Below are 19,130 nucleotides of genomic sequence, written 5' to 3'. Positions count from 1 at the left end.
GCAGCGGTGAACACCCGGCCTTCCCTGCGCAATGGCTTTACGGCTTATGCCGTGATCTCCCCGGAGACGAGTTCTTGTTGACTCCGTCACCACCGGTTCAGCTTGCGCTAAGCCGACGGCTTGACGCCAGCAACGGGCGCCAGGACCACACGGTTTTGCCGTACGCTCGATCCACGCCATCGTCAGACGTAGACCAGCGTCCACCGCAACCCGCCCAACGTCCGTGACGACGGCCGACGCCCTTCTGACCAGGACGGGATGACGATAGATGCGCACTGATTTGGGTCGACCGACAACAAATATATTTTTGATTTACAGAAATTTTCTACTTGACACGATTTCTGAAACTCAGAATTGATTTGCCCGTCGGGTTGTTTTGTCGCAGTCAACCGTCATTGCGAGCGCAGCGAAGCAATCCATGGCACGGCTTGGCGCAATATGGATTGCTTCGCTACGCTCGCAATGACGAGAGAACCGACCAAGCAACGTCCCGCAGTGCGGTGCACCGAGCTGTGAATGGTTTAACCCGCACCTTCCACAAATCTCCAACTGCCGATACACTGCATCGGCGCTACCGAGAGTGGAAAGGACGTACGATGGCCGATGTCACCGTCAACGCCGGTACCCCGTCAAGCAGCGTCGAACCTAGCCTTCACAGGGTCATGGGCCCCTGGCTGCTCCTCCTGTTCATCGTCGGCGACATTCTCGGCACCGGGATTTATGCGCTGACGGGCCAGGTCGCCAAGCAGGTAGGCGGGGTGGTGTGGCTGCCCTTCGTGGTGGCATTCGTCGTCGCGCTGGTGACCGCGTTCAGCTATCTCGAACTGGTCACGAAATATCCAAAAGCGGCGGGCGCCGCCCTCTATACCCACAAGGCCTTCGGTATCCATTTCATCACGTTCATCGTCGCGTTTGCGGTGATGTGCTCGGGGATCACCTCGGCATCGACGGCCTCCCGGGCGTTCGCGGCGAACATGTCGCACGCGATGGGGCTCGGACTGACCGGTTTTGGCATCACCGTCACGGGTCTTGCTTTCATGGCTGTCGTTGCCGCGGTCAACTTCCGCGGCGTCGGCGAAAGCGTGAAAGCCAATGTGGTGCTCACCTGCGTCGAGCTGACCGGCCTCTTGATCATTATCGTCATCGGCCTTTGGGCCATTGGCCTCGGCCAGGGCGACGTTTCGCGCGTGATGCAGTTTCGCACGACCCCTGATGGCGGCATGTTCTGGCCGGTGATCGCAGCAACCACGCTCGCTTTCTTCGCGATGGTGGGCTTTGAGGATTCGGTCAACATGGCCGAGGAATGCAAGGATCCAACGCGTCATTTTCCAAAAGTGCTGCTTGCGGGCCTGGCGATTACCGGTGTCATCTATGTGCTGGTCTCGATTTCCGCGATCACGCTGGTGGCTCCGGAGCAATTGGGCGAAGGCGAGACCCCTCTTCTGCAAGTGGTTCAAAAAGGCGCGCCCGGTTTCCCGCTCTGGATCTTCGGCTTCATCACCATGTTCGCGGTGGCGAACAGCGCGCTCATCAACATGCTTATGGCCAGCCGCCTTGTGTATGGCATGAGCCGCGAGCATGTGCTGCCGCCCACCCTCGGCAAGGTGCATGCGACGCGCCGCACGCCCTATGTCGCGATCGGCTTCACGACGCTGCTGGCCTTCGGACTGATCACCTTTGTCGGCGAGGTGCCGGCGCTCGGAGGCACCACGGCGCTGCTTTTGCTGTGCGTGTTCACGGTGGTCAATGTTGCGGTGCTGGTGCTGCGGCGCGACCCTGTCGATCATCAGCATTTCCGCACGCCAACCATTCTGCCGATCCTGGGGGCGGTGTTCTGCGCCTTCCTGACCGGTCCCTGGACCGGCCGTGACCCGGTGCAGTACCGCATCGCCGGCGTTCTGCTCGCGGTCGGCGTCGTTCTCTGGTTCGTCACGGTCATGGTCAACCGCGCGACCGGGGTGACGCGCGCCGACCCGGATGTGGAAAATCTGGGTCGCGGCGGGCCCGTCAACTAACCGGCGATCCGCGTCGACGATCTGCGGGGCTCACCGACCACGACGAGCATTCAGGTTCCAACGCCTGGAAAGAAGGCATTCGCACACCTACATTGGGCGGTGACCAGATCGAAATGAGGGATGACCTGATGTCGGCCGTGCCGGAAGTGAAATCAGCGGACGCAAGCATCGAGAAAACCGTCATCAGCACCATCGTGCTCGGCTTTGCGTCCGACCCGATGACGCGCTGGGTTTGGCCCGACCCGTCCGAATATCTCAGGGTGATGCCGCGATTCGTCAAAGCCTTTGGCGGCCGCGCATTCGACCATGGCACGGCCGACATCACCGAACGCGCGCGCGCCGCCGCCTTGTGGCTGCCGCCGGGCGTCGAGCCCGACGAAGCGGCGATGGGCGCCGTCATGGAGGGTTCCCTGCGCCCGGAGATCGCCGAGGATGTCGGCGTCCTGATGAAAGGCATGGCCGAGCATCATCCCCATGAGCCGCATTGGTACCTGCCCCTCTTCGCCGCCGATCCGAAATGGATCGGGCAAGGACTCGGCGCGCTGCTGATGAAACACGCCCTACGACGCTGCGACGAGCGAGGCGCCGCCGCCTACCTCGAAAGCTCGAACCCGCGCAATATTTCCCTGTACGAACGCCACGGCTTCAAGATTATCGGCAGGATACAAAGCGGCTCGTCCCCCGCATTGACGCCCATGCTGCGGGCCCGACCGTGAGCCGACAGGCGGATTGGTTCAACGGATCCGCGCACACCCTGCAGAGTTCGTGACGTGGATCACACCCTCGGCTGAGCGCCCGTTCTACCCTCTCCGGCACGGTGGATGAGGCGTCCATCGCTTGAGAGGAGATCAACGGATGCAAAACGATCACGAGTTGAACATCGACGAGTTGTCCGCGGTGTACGGAGGCATGGCTGCGTCCAGGGATGGCTCGCTGCCCTATCCAAAGCCTTCGCCGATGGATCAGCTCATCAAGTGGATTCTCGGCATGTTCAAATGACCACGGTCCGCGGAGCGGACTGAGGCAACAGCCCGCTCCGTGGCCCTCGGCCGGCTTCAAGGCGTCATTCCGATCGATCGCTGGCCGGCTGCCGGATGCGGCGGCCCATTTCCTGTTTTCCCGACAACGCTTTTGCACATTCGGCGCGATAGTGATCACCGCCCCTGTCCATCGTGGCGCGGCAGCGTGCTAGCCTTGCGCCGGCATCGCGGAAAACTGTCGGAGGAAACCCTTGATGGGCAAGCGGATCAGTCGCTGCGTCGAACTGCTGGAGCAGGATCAGGCGATCTATTATGACGGCCCGCACAGCGGCCATGTGCTGACTCATGCGCAGGGCCGCATCGATGCCGGGACCTGGGCCGACTACATGAATGTCGGCATGGAGCACGGCGCCTTCGATATGGCCGGCCTTGCCGAGTACATGCGCGGCATGGTCGATGCCGGGCCGACGCGGTCGGGGCATCGCACGCCGACTGTCATTGTCGAGGCGCCGGTGAATGGCATCGACGCCGCGCATGTGCGCTACAACGCCTGGCAGTTCCGCCAGATCCTCGGCCGCGGCGTGCATGGCATCCTGCTGTGCCAGGCGGAAACCGCCGACGCGGTGCGGGCCTTCGTTGAATCCTGCCGCTATCCGCACAACACGGATGGCGTCGATCCCGAGATCCCCTCGCCGCTGGCACGGATGGCGGGCGCGATACGCGCAAAAGACGGCGGCACCGACGCCGCCGGCCGCAAGCTGCTCGGCATCGGCACGCGGGGGCGCGGATCGGAAACCACCGCGGCACCTGTGTGGGGCCTGTCGACCGAGGAATATATGGCGCGCTGCGATCCCTGGCCGCTCAATCCGAAAGGTGAGTTGTTGCTGGGCGTGAAGCTGGAAAGCCCCGAGGGCGTCGCCAATTGCGAGGAGATCCTTGGCGTACCCGGACTGGGCTTTGCCGAGATCGGCCCGGGCGACCTCAGTCTTTCGCTCGGCTATCGCGAAATTCCAAGCGAGCCCTTTCCGCGGGAAATGCAGGCGGCGCGGAATCGCATTCTGGCGGCCTGCCGCAACAACGGCGTCGCGTTCCTGCAAGGCTGCACGGCCGACAACATCACGATACGGATTGACGAGGGCGTGCGCGTGATCGCGGGGCATAGCGAGGCCGCCGCCATCAAGGGCCGGGCACACCAGAACCGAAAGTTGCCGGTGTAGCTGGAGCCGATTGGGGCGGCCGCTGGATTACGCCGGAGGGCGCGCTTTCGGCAATGGCCCCATGCGGGCAAGCACCTCGTTCGGCACCCCGTAGAGCTTGATCACGTGGTCGATCTTGTTGAGACCGCAGGCCTCGCGCTGCACGACGAAGAGCCAGAGCGCATACCCCGCCTGTTCGACGAGACCATCGCGGATTTTTCGATCGGAGTTGGCGGTCCGCGGACATGCGGCAAGTGCCGTCAGCGCGGCCTCGAGCCGCCGTCCAAGCCGTCCGAGTGCCGACGCCCTCTCCTCGGCGATCTCGTATTGGAGAGTTGCGTATCCGGATTGAAGTAAATCGAACGCCATAGCGGCGCGCTCCGAAGCATGGCCTGCCCACTTTATCTTTTATTATTAGTCGGCGCGGGGCCGTTCAAGGCCCCAATCCCGGTTCGCTAGCGCGCAGGGGAGCTTGGAGTTATGCTGTCCGCGCCTCGCTTCGTTCCACGCTGGTTCGAACGATCTGGGAGAACGCAATTGTCCAAGGCAATCGTGGAGGGATCGGACGGCCCGGCGGGCAAGGGAAGCAAGGGAAGAATGAAAATTGACGGCGCCTGTCACTGCGGGCGGATCAGCTACGAGGCGGATATCAATCCCGACTACGTCACTATTTGCCACTGTACCGACTGTCAGGCCTTTTCCGGCGCGCCCTACCGCTTCACCGTTCCGGTGAAGGCAGAGAATTTCAAGCTCCACGGGCAACCGAAGATCTACATAAAAACGGCCGACAGCGGCAACAAACGTGCGCTGGCGTTCTGTGCCGATTGCGGTTCGGCCATTTACTCCACGTCATTGGATGACCGTGTTGTGTTCAGCCTGCGCCTTGGGACGGCGAAGCAACGCGCGCAGCTGGTTCCAAAATATCAGGGTTGGTGCCGCTCGGCATTACCCTGGGCCATGGATATCAGCGACATTCCGCGGGCACCAGACCCAACCCAATAGCTGTTTGTTATCGGCACGAAATGGACGCGGTATCTTCGACGTGGGCGAGTAATGCCGTTCGCGAGGCTGAAGCCTGCCTTGCGGCGGCGCAAACGCATAACTGAAATCTACCCAGCCATGGTAGCATTACCGCCCTCCTTGGTCGTGAGGCTGTCAAAATGCCCATCAAGCGGCCCGTTGTTACGGAGATGGACCTGCAACGCGCACGTCAGATCGTGTGCTCCTTGGTGCCGCTCAAACGGCTCTCCGACGACGATGCCGAGATCGTCGCCCGGGCAATTGCCCAAGGCATTGCATGCGGTCGCAAACAAGGTTTGGAGATGGCGAAGGTCGACCAGGAAGCATAGGCTCCGCCCACCGTGCAGGGTCCGGAGGCTTCCATGGCCAACCTCTATTTCGAAGAACTGGACATCGGCATGCGCAGCGCCGCGGGCCCCTACCTGCTGTCCAAGGACGAGATTATCCGCTTCGCAAAACAGTATGATCCGATACCCCGCCACATCGACGAGGAAGCCGCGGCACAATCGGTCTTTGGAGGCCTGACGGCGTCGGGCTCAAATACGTTTGCGATCTACATCTTGCTGTCGAGTCAGCTGCAGCCGCATTACCAGGTCTTGATGGGACTGGGCTGGGAAGGGCTGAAACTGTCGAACCCGGTACGCCCGGGTGATCAGCTCGATCTCGAAATGACGGTACTGGAAATGCGCCAGTCGAAATCCAAGCCCGACTGGGGAATCGTTCGCAATCGAAACCTGTTGCGCAATCAGAAGCGCGAGACGGTGCTGGAATGCATCTCGAATATTTTCGTTGCAAAGCGGCCGGACGCACCGGCCGCGAGTTGACGCTGAGGACGGACTAGTCCTCGTTCGCCTTGAACCGGCCCAGCCCCTGCGTCACGAACGGCGCTACCAGCGCGATCAGCGCGATGCCGAGCAGCGTCGCCGACATCGGGCTTTGCAGCAGCGCCATGGGATCGCCGAGGCTGATCGACATCGCGCGGCGCAACTGGCTTTCGGCGATCGGCCCCAGGATCAGACCAACGACGACAGGCGCGATCGGAAAATCGAACCGGCGCATCAGGAAGCCCATCACGCCGAAACCCGCCAGCATCGACAGTTCGACCACCGACGGTTTTGCTGCGATGGTGCCGGTGGTCGCAAACACCAGAATGCCGGCGTAAAGCCACGGCTGCGGGATCGCGAGCAGTTTCACCCACAGGCCGACCAGCGGCAGGTTGAGCACCAGCAGCATGACGTTGGCGATGAACAGGCTGGCGATCAGGCCCCACACCAGATCGGGCCGCTCGGCGAACAGCAGCGGTCCCGGGTTCAGGCCGTATTGCTGAAAGCCCGCCAGCATCATCGCGGCGGTAGCCGAGGTCGGAAGCCCCAGCGTCAAGAGCGGCACGAGGGTGCCGGCGGCGGATGCGTTGTTGGCGGCTTCCGGCCCCGCGACGCCTTCGATCGCGCCCTTGCCGAATTCCTCGGGGTGTTTCGACAGCCTCTTTTCAGTTGAATAGGACAGAAAGGTTGGAATCTCCGCGCCGCCGGCGGGCAGCGCGCCGATCGGAAAACCGAACATGGTGCCGCGCAGCCACGGTTTCCACGACCGTTGCCAGTCCTCTTTGGTCATCCACAGCGAGCCGCGCACCGGCTCGAGCTTTTCTTCGGAGTGATGACGGCGCGAGACGACGTAGAGCGCCTCCCCCACCGCGAACAGGCCGACCGCCAGCGTCGTCACTTCGACGCCGTCGAGCAGTTCGGGGATGCCGAAGGTGAGCCGGGGCTGCCCGGTGAGCTTGTCGATGCCGACGAGCCCGAGCGTCAGCCCGATGAACAGGCTGGTCAGGCCGCGGATCGGCGAACTTCCGAAGGTTGCCGACACGGTGACGAAAGCCACGCACATCAACGCAAAATAATCTTCCGGCCCGAAGTGCACCGCAAAGTCGACCAGCCAAGGCGCCAGAAAGGCGAGACCAATGGTGGCGATGGTGCCGGCGACAAACGAGCCGATGGCGGCGGTCGCCAGTGCAGGCCCGCCGCGGCCGGCCTTGGCCATCTTGTTGCCCTCCAGCGCGGTCGCCATCGATGCGCTCTCGCCGGGCGTGTTGATGAGGATGGCGGTGGTGGATCCGCCATACATGCCGCCATAATAGATGCCGGCGAACATGATCAGCGAACCGCCGGGATCGAGCTTGTAGGTCACCGGCAGCAGCAAGGCGACGGTGAGCGCAGGCCCGATGCCGGGCAACACGCCAACCGCGGTGCCGAGCAGCACGCCGATCAACGCATAGAGCATGTTCATGGGCTGGATAGCGACAGCCATGCCGTTGGCGAGTGCGACGAAGGCGTCCATCAAAACAGCCTTTCCAGTGGGCCGGCGGGAAGGCTCAACGTCAGCAGGCGACTGAAGGCGACATAGATCAGGGTGGTCATCACGAAGCCGATGGCGAGATCGGTGAGAATGGCGCGCCGCCCGAAGGCCGTCGCCGTGGCGACGAACAATGCCGTGGTCGCCGGGATAAAGCCGCCGCCAAGACCGATGATGGCGATCAGCAGCGCCAACCCGCCGAGAATCAGCCACACCGCTTTGGCGTCGGCGCTCTCGCGTGCCGGCAGATTGCCGCGCAACGCCTCGACCAGGTTGCCGATCGCGAGAATGCCGAGCCCCACGGCGATGACAACAGGCATCACGTGGGGCCCCATGCCGTAGGGATTGTTGGATTGCAGCTGGCTCGCGTCCCACACCAGCACCGCGGCCAAGCCTGCGAGCGCGAGCGCAATGACAACGCCCGCGGAATCGATGCGCCGCTCCGCCGCCCCCTGCGGAAGGTCGCTCATGATTTGACCAGGCCGACCGACTTCAGCACGTCGGTGACGCGCACCGTTTCCTTCTTCAGGAAATCCGCGAACGCGTCGCCGGAAAGATAAGCGTCGTCCCAGCCCTTCTGCTTGAGAACCTCTTTCCAGGCGTCGGACTTGACCATCTTCTCCACCGCATCGCTCAGCGTCTTCTTCTGTTCCGCCGTGATGCCGGGAGGCGCCATCACCGCGCGCCAATTGGCCAGCACGAGGTCAATGCCCTGCTCCTTGAAGGTCGGAATATCGCTGCCGGGAATCCGCTTTTCCGAGGTCACGCCGATCGCGCGCAGTTTGCCGGACTTGATCTGACCGTCGTATTCGCTCATTCCCGAAATGCCCGCGGTGACCTTTCCGCCAAGGATGGCCGCCAGCGACTCGCCGCCTCCGGAAAACGGGATGTAGTTGACCTTCTTGGCGTCGGCGCCGACGGCGCCCGCGAACAATGCCGCCATCACATGGTCGACGCCGCCGGCCGAGCCGCCGGCAAAGGTGACCTTGGCGATATCGGCCTTGAGCGCGGCGGCCAGATCCTGCGCCGTCTTGATCGGCGAATTCGCCGGCACGACGATGACCTGGATCTCCTCGGTGAGGCGTGCGATCGGCGTCACCTGTTCGAGCGTGACCGGTGATTTGTTCATGGCGAGCGCGCCGACCATGACGAAGCCGTTCACCATCATCTGGTTACCGTCGCCCTTGGCGCCGTTGACGAACTGCGCGATGCCGACGCTGCCGCCTGCGCCGGCGACGTTGGTGACCTGGACGCTGCGCGCGATACCGGCCGCGACAAACGCCTGCTGCATCGCACGCGCAGTCTGATCCCATCCGCCGCCGGGCGCTGCGGGCGCCATCAGCTTGAGTTCGAGCTGCTGCGACAGCGCCGGGCTGCCTGCCGTGAGCGTCAGCGCGACCGCCGCGCCGATGAGGCGCGTATAAAACGGGATCATGGGAGTTCCTCCAGGCTGATGCAGATGGCTACGCATTTGCCGCATCGTGTCATTTCGTCGCATATCAGCCGGAAAAGCCGCCGCTGTCCAGACGGACTGTTCGCCGTCGTGATGTTCCGCTGCAAAAACGTGGGGGCGGTATTGCCCGCCGACCCGCCCTCGACGTCCGGCTGCGTTTTCGCCGAAACTTCCGCCGCTCAGTCCGATTTCCCAGCCGGCATCACGCCGCCGAGCGCCACCGTGAGTTCAGCCGCCACCTCGCGCACGGTCTGGCCCAGCAACGGCAGGCGATCGTCGGTGAGACGGCTGGTCATGCCGGACACTGAGATCGCGGCCAGCGGCTCGCTGCAATCGTTGTAGACCACGGCGGCGATGCAGCGCAGGCCCATGCAGGCTTCCTCGTCGTCGATGGCAAAACCCTGGCGGCGGACTTTTTCGAGCTCCTTGAACAGATCGCTCGGCCGCACGATCGACTTTTCGGTCAGGCGCGGCATGCCGTGATGGCGGATGATCGCGTTGACGTCCTCGTCGGACCAGGTCGCGAGCACCGCCTTGCCGACGCCGGACGCCACCATCGCGACGCGGCCGCCGACTTGTGTGAGTGACCGCATGATTTCGCGGCTTTCCATCCGCGTCAGCACGACGATGAACTCGTCATCGACGACGGCCAGATTGGCGGTCTCGCGCGTCAGATCGCGCAATTTGCGCAAATATGGCACGGCCTGCGCGGAAAAATTGCGGCGCCGGGCAAAGGTGGCGCCGACCGTAAAGGCGCGCGCGCCGACATGCCATTTCGATTCGGTGCGGTCGAACTGCACGAAGCGCCGGCTTTCCAGCGTCGACAGCAGCCGGTGCACGGTCGAGGTCGACAACCCCGTGCGGATCGCAAGATCGCTCAGGCGATAGCCCTCGTCGTCTTCGGCGAGCGTTTCGATGATCGAGAGCGCGCGATCGACGGACTGCACGCCGCCGTCTCTCGACTCGGCCTCACTGTCCGGGCCCGATTTCGGCTCGAGTGGTTTGCGCCGGATCACGTTTCGCTTCATCGCGACCTGCATCCATCCGTAGGTTGGATCAATACCGCGTATCCGTGGCCTCATGGTTCGAGACGCGCGGCTTTGCCGCGCTCCTCACCATGAGGGTCTAAGGTCTGATCCCGAGCTATTCGACCTCATCCCCGCGTGAGCGCAAGCTCATCGCCGGAGGAGCCGCATAGCGGCGTCTCGAAGGATGAAGCCACCGTTCTTTCGTCAGAGATCAAAATGCCGCTTCGGCGAACCGAAGCGGCATGGATCGTTGATCTCAGAGCAGGCCCGCGCCGCGCGCCCACTTGTACTTGGCGCCCAGCACTTCGACCGGCAGTTCGGTCGAGTACGCATAGGCCGGGATGCCGTTCTGGTAGAGATATTCGGCGGCCTCCTCGACCTCGACGTCGCCGGCGAGCGAAGCCACGATCGGCTTCACAAAGCCCTTGGCCTCCATCTCCTTCTTCACCTCGACCATGTTGCGGGCGAACACCATCGGCGGCGTGACGATGGTGTGCCAGTAGCCGAGGATCAGCGAGTGGATGCGATCGTCCGACAGGCCGAGCTTGACGGTGTTGACGTAGGTGATCGGCGGCTCGCCACCGGTGATATCCACAGGATTTCCGGCCGCGCCGAACGGCGGGATGAACTTCCGGAACGCCGTATCGAGATCCGGCGGCATCGCCATCAGCGACAGGCCGTTGTCGACACAGGAGTCCGACAGCAGCACGCCGGAGCCGCCGGCGCCGGTGATGATCAGGATGTTTTCGCCCTTCGGCGTCGGCAGGACCGGCACGCCGCGTGCGAATTCGAGCAACTGCCGCAGCGAGCGGGCACGGATCACGCCTGATTGCGCGAACACGTCCTCGTAGATCTTGTCGTTGCCGGCGAGCGCGCCGGTGTGCGACGAGGCCGCCTTGGCGCCGGCCGAGGTGCGGCCGGCCTTGAGCACCACGACAGGCTTCTTCTTGGAGACGCGCTTGGCGGCTTCCGCGAAGGCGCGGCCGTCTTTCAGATCCTCGCAATGCTGCGCGATGATCGCGGTGTTCGGATCCTGCTCGAAGAAGGCCAGCAGATCGTCCTCGTCGATGTCGGACTTGTTGCCGAGGCCGACGATCGCGGAGACGCCCATCTTGGCCGAACGCGAGAAGCCGATGATCGCCATGCCGATGCCGCCGGATTGCGACGACAGTGCCGCCGAACCCTTGACGTCATAGGCTGTACAGAACGTGGCGCAGAGATTGGCGGGCGTATAATAGAAGCCGTAGATGTTCGGCCCCATCAGGCGGACATTGTACTTCTTGCCGATCTCGACGATCTCTTCCTGCAGCTCGGGCGCGCCGGCTTCGGCAAAGCCCGACGGAATCAGCACCGCGCCGGGAATTTTCTTCTCGCCGCATTCGACCAATGCGCCGGCGACGAACTTTGCCGGGATCGCGAACACAGCGGTGTCGATCACGCCGGGAACGTCCTTGACGCTCTTGTAGGCCTTGTAGCCCAGGATCTCCGCGGCCTTGGGATGGATCGGGTAGATATCGCCTTTATATCCGCCGTTGATCAGGTTCTTCATCACCGAGTTGCCGATCTTGCCGTCCTCGGCGGAGGCGCCGATCACGGCGACCGCCTTCGGCTGCATGATGCGGTTCATCGCGGCAACGATTTCGTCATTCGGGCGCGGCGCCGGACGCGGCTTGTAGTCGAAGTCGACGACGATGCGGACGTCGGCGGCGATCGCGTCGTTCTTGGTGGCAAATACCGGGTTCAGGTCGAGTTCGACGATTTCGGGGAAGTCGCTGACCAGCTGCGACACTTTGACGATGACGGAGGCCAGCGCCTCGCGGTTGACGGGGTCACCGCCACGCACGCCCTTCAGCATGTCATGGGCCTGGATGCCGTCGAGCATCGACAGCGCGTCGTCCTTGGTGGCGGGCGCCAGGCGGAACGTGATGTCTTTCAAAACTTCGACCAGCACGCCGCCGAGGCCGAAGGCGACGAGCTTGCCGAACGAGCCGTCGGTGATCGAGCCGACGATGACCTCGGTGCCGCCGGCCAGCATCTGCTGGACCTGGATGCCCTCGATCTTGGCGTCCGCCTTGTACTTCTTCGCGTTGGCGAGAATGGTCTCGTAATTCTTTTCCGCATCCGCCGCGGTCTTGACGCCGACCATGACGCCGCCGGCCTCGGTCTTGTGGAGAATGTCCGGCGAGACGATCTTCATCACGACCGGGAAGCCCATATCGGCCGCGAGCTTGGCGGCCTCGGCCGCCGATTTGGCGACGCCCTCCTTCGGAACCGGAATTCCGTAGGCATCGCAGACCAGTTTGCCCTCCGGAGCCGTCAGGCTGGTGCGCTTATCGGCCTTCACCGCATCGAGAACTTTGCGGACCGCATCTTTGGGATTCGACATGGGACTTCCTCCTGGGCAAATTTTATGGCATTTGGTATGCCAGCGTAGAGAAAGTCAAGTCACCTGATGCCCCGGAAACGCTGAAAATACTGCCAACTTGACACGGTGGTATTTGGTATGCCAAAAATATTAGACGTTATTCCTGTTACAACACGTCTCCCACTGGAGGAGACGAATCGTGCCCGCACGCAAACAACCCAAGGCCACGCCTGCCATGGCTGATGCAGATATCGCAATCGTCCGGATTGCACCTGAGACGAGCTTCAAGAACAAGGCTTACGAAGCCTTGAAGGAAGCTATTCTCAAGATGGATATCTATGCGACGCCCGAGCAGGTGATGCTCGACGAACGCGCGTTGTCCGAACGCCTCGGCGTCAGCCGCACCCCCATTCGCGAAGCCATCGCGATGCTGGAGCAGGACGGTTTCGTCAAAACCGTGCCACGCCGCGGCATCGTCGTGGTCCGGCGCACCAAGACCGAGATCGTCGACATGATCCGCGCCTGGGCCGCGCTCGAGAGCATGGCTGCGCGCTTGATCACCACCACCGCGCGCAAGAAAGACATCACGGCGCTGCGCGATTTCTTCAAGGATTTCGGCAAGGACCGCCTGCCGCAGAACCACGTCGACGAATATTCCAAGGCCAACATCGCCTTCCACCAGGCGCTGATCTCGCTCTCGGAGTCGCCGGTGCTGGTCGATATGACCAACGACATCCTGCTGCATGTGCGCGGCTACCGGCAATTGACGATCGGCCGCACCGATCGCACCGCGACCTCGCTGCCCGAGCATCTGGCCATCATCGAAGCGCTGGAAGCGCGCGACACCGAGCTGGCCGAGAAACGCGCACGCGATCACACGCTGGGCCTTGCTTCTTATGTCGAAGCGCACGGTCAAGAACTGTTTAGTTAGAGAATTACCTAGTTAGAACGACCTCACAGCAGAAGACGATCAACTCGTCCGAACCACACACGATCAGGGAGAAAGTGGAATGTCCGTAACCGCAGCCAAGAGCATCGATACCAATCAGGCCGAGCGCGAGCTCACCGACGGCTTTAATCTCATGATCGATGCGCTGAAGCTCAACGGCCTTACCACGATCTACGGCGTGCCCGGCATTCCGATCACGGATTTCGGCCGCATGGCGCAGGCCGCGGGCATTCGCGTGATCTCGTTCCGCCACGAACAGAATGCCGGCAACGCCGCCTCGATCGCAGGCTACCTGACCAAGAAGCCCGGCGTCTGCCTCACGGTTTCGGCGCCCGGCTTCCTCAATGGCCTCACCGCCCTCGCCCACGCCACTACCAACTGCTTCCCGATGATCCTGATCTCCGGTTCGTCCGAGCGCGAGATCGTCGACCTGCAGCAGGGCGACTATGAAGAGATGGATCAGCTCGCGATCGCAAAGCCGCTGTGCAAGGCGGCGTTCCGCGTGCTGCATGCGCAGGACATCGGCATTGGTCTCGCACGTGCGATCCGCGCCGCCGTCTCGGGCCGTCCGGGCGGTGTCTATCTCGATCTGCCCGCGAAGCTTTTCGGGCAGGTGATGGACGCCGAGGCCGGACAGAAGTCGCTGGTCAAGGTGATCGACGCCGCTCCGGCGCAGATCCCCGCCCCGTCAGCCGTGAAACGCGCGCTCGACGTGCTCAAGGGCGCAAAGCGTCCGCTGATCATCCTCGGCAAGGGTGCGGCCTACGCGCAGGCCGATGATGAGATCAAGAGCTTCGTCGAGAAGAGCGGCATTCCGTTCCTGCCCATGAGCATGGCCAAGGGACTGTTGCCCGACACCCATCCGCAGTGCGCGGGTGCGGCACGCTCGACCGTTCTGAAAGACGCCGACGTCGTGATGTTGGTCGGTGCGCGCCTCAACTGGCTGTTGTCGCACGGCAAGGGCAAGTCCTGGGGCGATGCGCCGAAGAAGTTCATCCAGATCGACATCGAGCCGAAGGAAATGGATTCCAACGTCGAGATCGTCGCTCCCGTGGTCGGCGACATCGGCTCCTGCGTCTCGGCACTGCTCGAAGGCATGGGCGCGAACTGGACGGCGGCGCCTTCCGACTGGACCGGCGCGGTGACCAAGAAGCGCGAAGAGAACGTCGCCAAGATGGCGCCGCGGCTGATGAACAACAATTCGCCGATGGATTATCACGGCGCGCTCGGCGTGCTCAGGACCATCATCAAGGAACGGCCCGACGCCATCCTTGTCAACGAAGGCGCCAACACGCTCGATCTCGCCCGCGGCGTCATCGACATGTACCAGCCGCGCAAGCGGATCGACGTCGGCACCTGGGGCGTGATGGGCATCGGTATGGGCTATTGCATCGCCGCCGCGATCGAAACCGGCAAGCCGGTGCTCGCGGTCGAGGGCGACTCGGCATTCGGTTTCTCCGGCATGGAGGTCGAGACGATCTGCCGCTACAATTTGCCGGTCTGCATCGTGATCTTCAACAATGACGGCATCTATCGCGGCACCGACGTCAACTCGGTCGGCACGGATCCGGCGCCCACGGTGTTCGTCAAGGGCTCGCGCTACGACAAGATGATGGAAGCGTTCGGCGGCGTCGGCGTCCACGCCACCTCCCCGGACGAACTGAAGCGCGCGGTCAACGCCGCGATGGATTCCGGCAAGCCGACGCTGATCAACGCGGTGATCGATCCGGCCGCCGGCTCCGAGAGCGGCCGCATCGGCAACCTCAATCCGCAAAGCGTGCTGAAGAAGAAATGAGCTGATCAACCCACCGGCGTCATTCCCCGCGCAGGCGGGGAATCCAAGTAGCCGCCGAACTATCGTGTGACCAGACCGTGCCCGATTGAAGCGATGGTGATTACTGGATGCCCGCCTTCGCGGGCATGACGGCAACAGACAGCAAGACGACAACAGATAGTAACAGGAGAGAAAATATGTCTAAGGCGCTGAAGGGCGTTCGCATTCTCGATTTCACCCACGTTCAGTCGGGACCGACCTGCACGCAGTTGCTGGCCTGGTTCGGCGCCGACGTGATCAAGGTCGAGCGTCCCGGCGTCGGCGACATCACGCGCGGCCAGCTGCAGGACATTCCCAATGTGGACAGCCTGTATTTCACCATGCTGAACCACAACAAGCGTTCGATTACGCTCGACACCAAGAACCCGAAGGGCAAGGAAGTCCTGACGGCACTGATCAAGAATTGCGACGTGCTGGTGGAGAATTTCGGCCCCGGCGTGCTCGATCGCATGGGCTTCCCCTGGGAGAAGATCCACGCCATCAACCCGAAGATGATCGTTGCATCGATCAAGGGCTTTGGTCCCGGACCTTACGAAGACTGCAAGGTGTATGAGAACGTCGCCCAGTGCACCGGCGGTGCGGCGTCGACCACCGGCTTCCGCGACGGCTTGCCGCTGGTCACCGGCGCGCAGATCGGCGACAGCGGCACCGGCCTCCATCTGGCGCTCGGCATCGTGACCGCGCTCTATCAGCGCACCGTCACCGGCCAGGGCCAGAAGGTTACGGCTGCGATGCAGGACGGCGTGCTCAACCTCGCGCGCGTAAAACTGCGCGACCAGCAGCGCCTCGCCCATGGTCCGCTGAAGGAATACAGCCAGTTCGGCGAAGGCATTCCGTTCGGCGACGCGGTGCCGCGCGCCGGCAATGACTCCGGCGGAGGCCAGCCCGGCCGCATCCTCAAGTGCAAGGGCTGGGAGACCGATCCCAACGCCTACATCTATTTCATCACCCAGGCGCCGGTGTGGGAGAAGATTTGCGACGTGATCGGCGAACCCGGCTGGAAGACCCACGCCGATTACGCCAAGCCGCCTGCCCGGCTGTCGCGCCTCAACGAAATCTTCGCGCGCATCGAACAGTGGACGATGACGAAGACAAAATTCGAGGCGATGGAAATCCTCAACAAGGACGACATCCCCTGCGGCCCGATCCTGTCGATGAAGGAGATCATCGAGGACCAGTCGCTGCGCGCAACCGGCACCGTGGTCGAGGTCGATCACCCGACCCGCGGCAAGTATTTTTCGGTCGGCAATCCGATCAAGATGTCGGACTCACCTTCCGAGGTGACCCGCTCGCCGCTGCTCGGCGAGCACACCGACGAAATCCTGCGCCAGGTGCTCGGCTTCAGCGATCACCAGGTGGCCGAGATCCACGACTCCGGCGCACTCGAACCGCCGCGCAAGCAGGCGGCTGAATAAGCCGCCTCATCTCCCCGAATTCTGCCAAAGGCCGCCGGTTTCCGGCGGCCTTTTCGTTTGGGAACCCGAATATCGTCATTCATGTTGCGATGCAGAAGGCTAATTGCTGCTATGCAAACAAATGCATTGTTTCTGGCATCTGGTATACATAAATTCAGTGCAGATCACGAAGCGGAGCCACTCCGCGACTCAGAAAAGGGGACAAAATGTCCAAGACCGCCTCCCTCAGCCTCGCACCCTCCAGCGCTTTCTTCGGCCGCCTGATGGCCTCGATCGACCGCCTGCTGACCGCGAGTGCCCGCATCGCCATTCGCAACGGCGACCTCCCCCGTTTCGGTCTCTGAGCCCGCTAAGGCGCAGTACTGACTGCGTTTTCAGGACTCGACCACTTCAGGTTTCCTCCCAGACTAAAGGCCCCGGTTTTCCGGGGCCTCTTTTTTTGGCGTCGCCTTAAGCACTCCGGGCCAGGTGCCAACTGCGACAAATTAGCCTGAGCTATGCTTTGGCATCATTATTCGTTTGCAGTATTGGCATATCGCATACCAATATGTCTTCCAAGCGTTCCGGCCCAACAACGAACGGAGGCGATCAGGAGGATGGCGGCAGGCTCTTCGGCGCCAAGGCAGCGATATCAGCAGGCGGTGCCGCGGTTCGCAGTTCACACTCATCCGAAAGACGCGGATGCTGTGCCGAGAGGTCAGGCCTACAATTCAATTTCGCCTGCAACCCTGACCTGCAATGCCATCTGACCAAACCTCATGAGATAACCGAACAGGTGGGGAAATCCCGACGGGATCAGAAGTGTTGAGTTAAGAGTTGAGCTAAAGCCAAAGCCGGCAAAGAACGGCGCTTTTAAATTTTACGGGGAGTACGTCACATGAAGCATTCTGTCTTGCATACCGCGTTAGCCGCGATTGCCATCTTCGGCGCGGGCAATATGGCCGCCTCCGCCGCGTGGGAGCCGGTTCGCCCGGTAGAATTCATCGTACCCGCCGGCACCGGCGGCGGCGCCGATCAGATGGCCCGCACCATCCAGGGCATCGTGACAAAACACAGCCTGATGAAGCAGCCGATGGTCGTCATCAACAAGTCAGGTGGCGCCGGCGGTGAAGGCTTTCTCGACGTCAAGGGTTCGGGAAACAATCCCCACAAGATCATCATCACCCTGTCCAACCTGTTCACGACACCGCTTGCGACAGGCATCCCCTTCAACTGGAAGGACATGACGCCGGTCGCGATGCTGGCGCTCGACGAGTTCGTGCTCTGGGTCAATGCCGAGAAGCCCTACACCACCGTCAAGGACTACGTCGATGCCGTGAAGCAGGCACCCGCCGGCGGCATGAAGATGGGCGGCACCGGATCGAAGCAGGAAGACCAGATCATCACGGTTGCGCTCGAGAAGGCTACCGGCACCAAGTTCACCTACATTCCCTACAAGGGCGGCGGAGAAGTCGCGGTCCAGCTGGTCGGCAACCACGTCGATTCAACGGTCAACAATCCGATCGAGGCCGTGGCGCAATGGCGTGGCGGCAAACTTCGTCCGCTCTGCGTGTTCGACGCCAAGCAGATGACCTATGACGAAGTCGTCGCGGACGGCAAAGGCTGGAAGGATATTCCGACCTGCAAGTCGCAGGGCCTCGACATCGAGTATCTGATGCTGCGCGGCATCTTCATGTCGCCCAAAGCCACCAAGGACCAGGTCGAATACTACGTCGAGCTGTTCAAGAAGGTGCGGGCTACGCCGGAGTGGCAGGATTTCATGAAGAGCGGCGCCTTCAACACCACCTTCCTGACCGGGGCTGACTACGCCAAATGGGTCGAGACGGAAGAGAAGCGTCACGAAGCCCTGATGAAGGAAGCCGGTTTCCTCGCTGCTCCCTGAAACCGAGCCAAGTAAACGTCGCGTACACCGGCGAATGCGCAGCGCATGAAACGCTGCGAACCCAGAACCGTGATTCCGGATGGAGTTTGAATGACTACGAATAGCTCGCACGCCGGCCCGACTCACAAGGCCGTGGAAGCCGGCGTCACGATGCTGATCGCTGTGTTCGGCGCAATCGTCGTCTACGGCAGCATCAAGGCCGGAATCAATTGGGGCGCGGAAGGACCGCGCGCCGGTTTCTTCCCGTTCTACATCGGGATCTTCATTATCGCCTCCAGCGCGATCAATCTCTGGAACGGGTTGCGTGACGGGGACGACGGGCTGTTCGCGGAATGGGGACAGCTGCGCCAGGTGCTGAGCGTCGTCATACCGACCGCGATCTATGTGGGTGTGATGCCCTTCAGCGGCCTCTATCTCGCTTCCATCATCTTCATCGGCTGGTTCATGCGATGGCTCGGCAAGTACAGCTGGCCCATTGTCGCCGCCGTGGCGATCGGCATGCCGATCGCGACCTACCTGATCTTCGAACGCTGGTTTCTGGTCCCGCTGCCCAAGGGACCGATCGAGGAATGGCTTGGTCTCTAGAGCATGATCCGGAAAGTGGGTACCGGTTTTCCGAGAAGATCATGCTCAAACAAGAA

The 19,130-nt window shown here is 62.3% G+C and carries 19 protein-coding genes; 13 read left to right on the top strand and 6 right to left on the bottom strand.

Annotation, left to right across the window (positions count from 1 at the left end):
* The first annotated feature begins 596 nt into the window (after positions 1-596).
* The 4 genes from JQ641_RS37315 to JQ641_RS37300 all read left to right on the top strand — a co-directional run bounded on the left by JQ641_RS37315 (position 597) and on the right by JQ641_RS37300 (position 4,212).
* Positions 597-2,015, top strand: a complete 1,419-nt coding sequence (locus JQ641_RS37315) for an APC family permease (RefSeq protein WP_249151164.1) — start codon at positions 597-599, stop codon at positions 2,013-2,015.
* A 128-nt stretch (positions 2,016-2,143) separates the two neighbouring features.
* On the top strand, positions 2,144-2,731 hold the full coding sequence (locus JQ641_RS37310; RefSeq protein ID WP_212002244.1) for a GNAT family N-acetyltransferase: 588 nt from the start codon (positions 2,144-2,146) through the stop codon (positions 2,729-2,731).
* A gap of 139 nt (positions 2,732-2,870) precedes the next feature.
* A complete protein-coding gene (locus tag JQ641_RS37305) occupies positions 2,871-3,014 on the top strand; it encodes a bacteriocin (protein ID WP_212002237.1) in 144 nt (47 codons plus the stop codon).
* A 235-nt stretch (positions 3,015-3,249) separates the two neighbouring features.
* Positions 3,250-4,212: an aldolase/citrate lyase family protein gene (locus JQ641_RS37300; protein ID WP_212002236.1), complete on the top strand. Its 963-nt coding sequence runs from the start codon at positions 3,250-3,252 to the stop codon at positions 4,210-4,212.
* Positions 4,213-4,239: 27 nt separating this feature from the next.
* On the opposite strand, the gene JQ641_RS37295 is transcribed toward JQ641_RS37300, so the two are convergent.
* On the bottom strand, positions 4,240-4,560 hold the full coding sequence (locus JQ641_RS37295; protein WP_212002235.1) for a DUF6665 family protein: 321 nt from the start codon (positions 4,558-4,560) through the stop codon (positions 4,240-4,242).
* A gap of 168 nt (positions 4,561-4,728) precedes the next feature.
* Between JQ641_RS37295 and JQ641_RS37290 the strand changes: the two genes are divergently transcribed.
* The 3 genes from JQ641_RS37290 (at position 4,729) to JQ641_RS37280 (ending at position 6,035) form a co-directional block, all read left to right on the top strand.
* A complete protein-coding gene (locus tag JQ641_RS37290) occupies positions 4,729-5,193 on the top strand; it encodes a GFA family protein (protein WP_349628689.1) in 465 nt (154 codons plus the stop codon).
* A 158-nt stretch (positions 5,194-5,351) separates the two neighbouring features.
* On the top strand, positions 5,352-5,540 hold the full coding sequence (locus JQ641_RS37285; RefSeq protein WP_212002233.1) for a hypothetical protein: 189 nt from the start codon (positions 5,352-5,354) through the stop codon (positions 5,538-5,540).
* Positions 5,541-5,573: 33 nt separating this feature from the next.
* On the top strand, positions 5,574-6,035 hold the full coding sequence (locus tag JQ641_RS37280) for a MaoC/PaaZ C-terminal domain-containing protein (protein ID WP_212002232.1): 462 nt from the start codon (positions 5,574-5,576) through the stop codon (positions 6,033-6,035).
* A 13-nt stretch (positions 6,036-6,048) separates the two neighbouring features.
* Here the strand turns inward: JQ641_RS37280 and JQ641_RS37275 are convergent, their stop codons facing one another.
* The 5 genes from JQ641_RS37275 to JQ641_RS37255 form a co-directional block, all read right to left on the bottom strand.
* Positions 6,049-7,548: a tripartite tricarboxylate transporter permease gene (locus JQ641_RS37275; RefSeq protein ID WP_212002231.1), complete on the bottom strand. Its 1,500-nt coding sequence runs from the start codon at positions 7,546-7,548 to the stop codon at positions 6,049-6,051.
* Positions 7,548-8,033: a tripartite tricarboxylate transporter TctB family protein gene (locus JQ641_RS37270; RefSeq protein ID WP_212002229.1), complete on the bottom strand. Its 486-nt coding sequence runs from the start codon at positions 8,031-8,033 to the stop codon at positions 7,548-7,550. Before JQ641_RS37270 ends, JQ641_RS37275 begins: the two co-directional genes overlap by 1 nt.
* Positions 8,030-8,998, bottom strand: a complete 969-nt coding sequence (locus JQ641_RS37265) for a Bug family tripartite tricarboxylate transporter substrate binding protein (RefSeq protein WP_212002228.1) — start codon at positions 8,996-8,998, stop codon at positions 8,030-8,032. The genes JQ641_RS37270 and JQ641_RS37265 overlap by 4 nt, the downstream gene beginning before the upstream one ends.
* A 197-nt stretch (positions 8,999-9,195) precedes the next feature.
* The gene (locus JQ641_RS37260) at positions 9,196-10,044 is read right to left on the bottom strand and encodes an IclR family transcriptional regulator (protein WP_212002227.1); all 849 of its coding nucleotides are present in this window, start codon (positions 10,042-10,044) and stop codon (positions 9,196-9,198) included.
* A gap of 256 nt (positions 10,045-10,300) precedes the next feature.
* Positions 10,301-12,430: an acetate--CoA ligase family protein gene (locus JQ641_RS37255; RefSeq protein ID WP_212002226.1), complete on the bottom strand. Its 2,130-nt coding sequence runs from the start codon at positions 12,428-12,430 to the stop codon at positions 10,301-10,303.
* A gap of 214 nt (positions 12,431-12,644) precedes the next feature.
* Between JQ641_RS37255 and JQ641_RS37250 the strand changes: the two genes are divergently transcribed.
* The 6 genes from JQ641_RS37250 (at position 12,645) to JQ641_RS37225 (ending at position 19,074) form a co-directional block, all read left to right on the top strand.
* Positions 12,645-13,340: a GntR family transcriptional regulator gene (locus JQ641_RS37250; protein WP_212002247.1), complete on the top strand. Its 696-nt coding sequence runs from the start codon at positions 12,645-12,647 to the stop codon at positions 13,338-13,340.
* 79 nt (positions 13,341-13,419) lie between these two features.
* Positions 13,420-15,153, top strand: coding sequence for an oxalyl-CoA decarboxylase (oxc, locus tag JQ641_RS37245; protein ID WP_212002224.1), 1,734 nt, complete (start codon positions 13,420-13,422; stop codon positions 15,151-15,153).
* 176 nt (positions 15,154-15,329) lie between these two features.
* A complete protein-coding gene (frc, locus tag JQ641_RS37240; RefSeq protein ID WP_212002223.1) occupies positions 15,330-16,607 on the top strand; it encodes a formyl-CoA transferase in 1,278 nt (425 codons plus the stop codon).
* A 206-nt stretch (positions 16,608-16,813) separates the two neighbouring features.
* Positions 16,814-16,951: a hypothetical protein gene (locus tag JQ641_RS37235; protein WP_212002222.1), complete on the top strand. Its 138-nt coding sequence runs from the start codon at positions 16,814-16,816 to the stop codon at positions 16,949-16,951.
* A 533-nt stretch (positions 16,952-17,484) separates the two neighbouring features.
* Positions 17,485-18,489 carry a Bug family tripartite tricarboxylate transporter substrate binding protein gene (locus JQ641_RS37230; RefSeq protein ID WP_212002220.1) on the top strand — a complete coding sequence of 335 codons (1,005 nt, stop codon included), beginning with the start codon at positions 17,485-17,487 and terminating at the stop codon, positions 18,487-18,489.
* Positions 18,490-18,579: 90 nt separating this feature from the next.
* Positions 18,580-19,074, top strand: coding sequence for a tripartite tricarboxylate transporter TctB family protein (locus JQ641_RS37225; RefSeq protein WP_212002219.1), 495 nt, complete (start codon positions 18,580-18,582; stop codon positions 19,072-19,074).
* The last annotated feature ends 56 nt before the right edge of the window (positions 19,075-19,130 follow it).

Origin of the sequence: Bradyrhizobium sp. JYMT SZCCT0180 (assembly GCF_018130165.1) — a bacterium.
Taxonomy (GTDB): Bacteria; Pseudomonadota; Alphaproteobacteria; order Rhizobiales; family Xanthobacteraceae; genus Bradyrhizobium.
This window is presented reverse-complemented; position numbering and strand designations above follow the sequence as displayed.

What these genes read in the sequence shown, in the direction of transcription:
- JQ641_RS37315 (WP_249151164.1), top strand. Translation starts at nt 597, where the DNA reads ATGGCCGATGTCACCGTCAACGCCGGTACCCCGTCAAGCAGCGTCGAA.
- JQ641_RS37310 (WP_212002244.1), top strand. Translation starts at nt 2,144, where the DNA reads ATGTCGGCCGTGCCGGAAGTGAAATCAGCGGACGCAAGCATCGAGAAA.
- JQ641_RS37305 (WP_212002237.1), top strand. Translation starts at nt 2,871, where the DNA reads ATGCAAAACGATCACGAGTTGAACATCGACGAGTTGTCCGCGGTGTAC.
- JQ641_RS37300 (WP_212002236.1), top strand. Translation starts at nt 3,250, where the DNA reads ATGGGCAAGCGGATCAGTCGCTGCGTCGAACTGCTGGAGCAGGATCAG.
- JQ641_RS37295 (WP_212002235.1), bottom strand. Translation starts at nt 4,560, where the DNA reads ATGGCGTTCGATTTACTTCAATCCGGATACGCAACTCTCCAATACGAG.
- JQ641_RS37285 (WP_212002233.1), top strand. Translation starts at nt 5,352, where the DNA reads ATGCCCATCAAGCGGCCCGTTGTTACGGAGATGGACCTGCAACGCGCA.
- JQ641_RS37280 (WP_212002232.1), top strand. Translation starts at nt 5,574, where the DNA reads ATGGCCAACCTCTATTTCGAAGAACTGGACATCGGCATGCGCAGCGCC.
- JQ641_RS37275 (WP_212002231.1), bottom strand. Translation starts at nt 7,548, where the DNA reads ATGGACGCCTTCGTCGCACTCGCCAACGGCATGGCTGTCGCTATCCAG.
- JQ641_RS37270 (WP_212002229.1), bottom strand. Translation starts at nt 8,033, where the DNA reads ATGAGCGACCTTCCGCAGGGGGCGGCGGAGCGGCGCATCGATTCCGCG.
- JQ641_RS37265 (WP_212002228.1), bottom strand. Translation starts at nt 8,998, where the DNA reads ATGATCCCGTTTTATACGCGCCTCATCGGCGCGGCGGTCGCGCTGACG.
- JQ641_RS37260 (WP_212002227.1), bottom strand. Translation starts at nt 10,044, where the DNA reads ATGAAGCGAAACGTGATCCGGCGCAAACCACTCGAGCCGAAATCGGGC.
- JQ641_RS37255 (WP_212002226.1), bottom strand. Translation starts at nt 12,430, where the DNA reads ATGTCGAATCCCAAAGATGCGGTCCGCAAAGTTCTCGATGCGGTGAAG.
- JQ641_RS37250 (WP_212002247.1), top strand. Translation starts at nt 12,645, where the DNA reads ATGGCTGATGCAGATATCGCAATCGTCCGGATTGCACCTGAGACGAGC.
- oxc (WP_212002224.1), top strand. Translation starts at nt 13,420, where the DNA reads ATGTCCGTAACCGCAGCCAAGAGCATCGATACCAATCAGGCCGAGCGC.
- frc (WP_212002223.1), top strand. Translation starts at nt 15,330, where the DNA reads ATGTCTAAGGCGCTGAAGGGCGTTCGCATTCTCGATTTCACCCACGTT.
- JQ641_RS37235 (WP_212002222.1), top strand. Translation starts at nt 16,814, where the DNA reads ATGTCCAAGACCGCCTCCCTCAGCCTCGCACCCTCCAGCGCTTTCTTC.
- JQ641_RS37230 (WP_212002220.1), top strand. Translation starts at nt 17,485, where the DNA reads ATGAAGCATTCTGTCTTGCATACCGCGTTAGCCGCGATTGCCATCTTC.
- JQ641_RS37225 (WP_212002219.1), top strand. Translation starts at nt 18,580, where the DNA reads ATGACTACGAATAGCTCGCACGCCGGCCCGACTCACAAGGCCGTGGAA.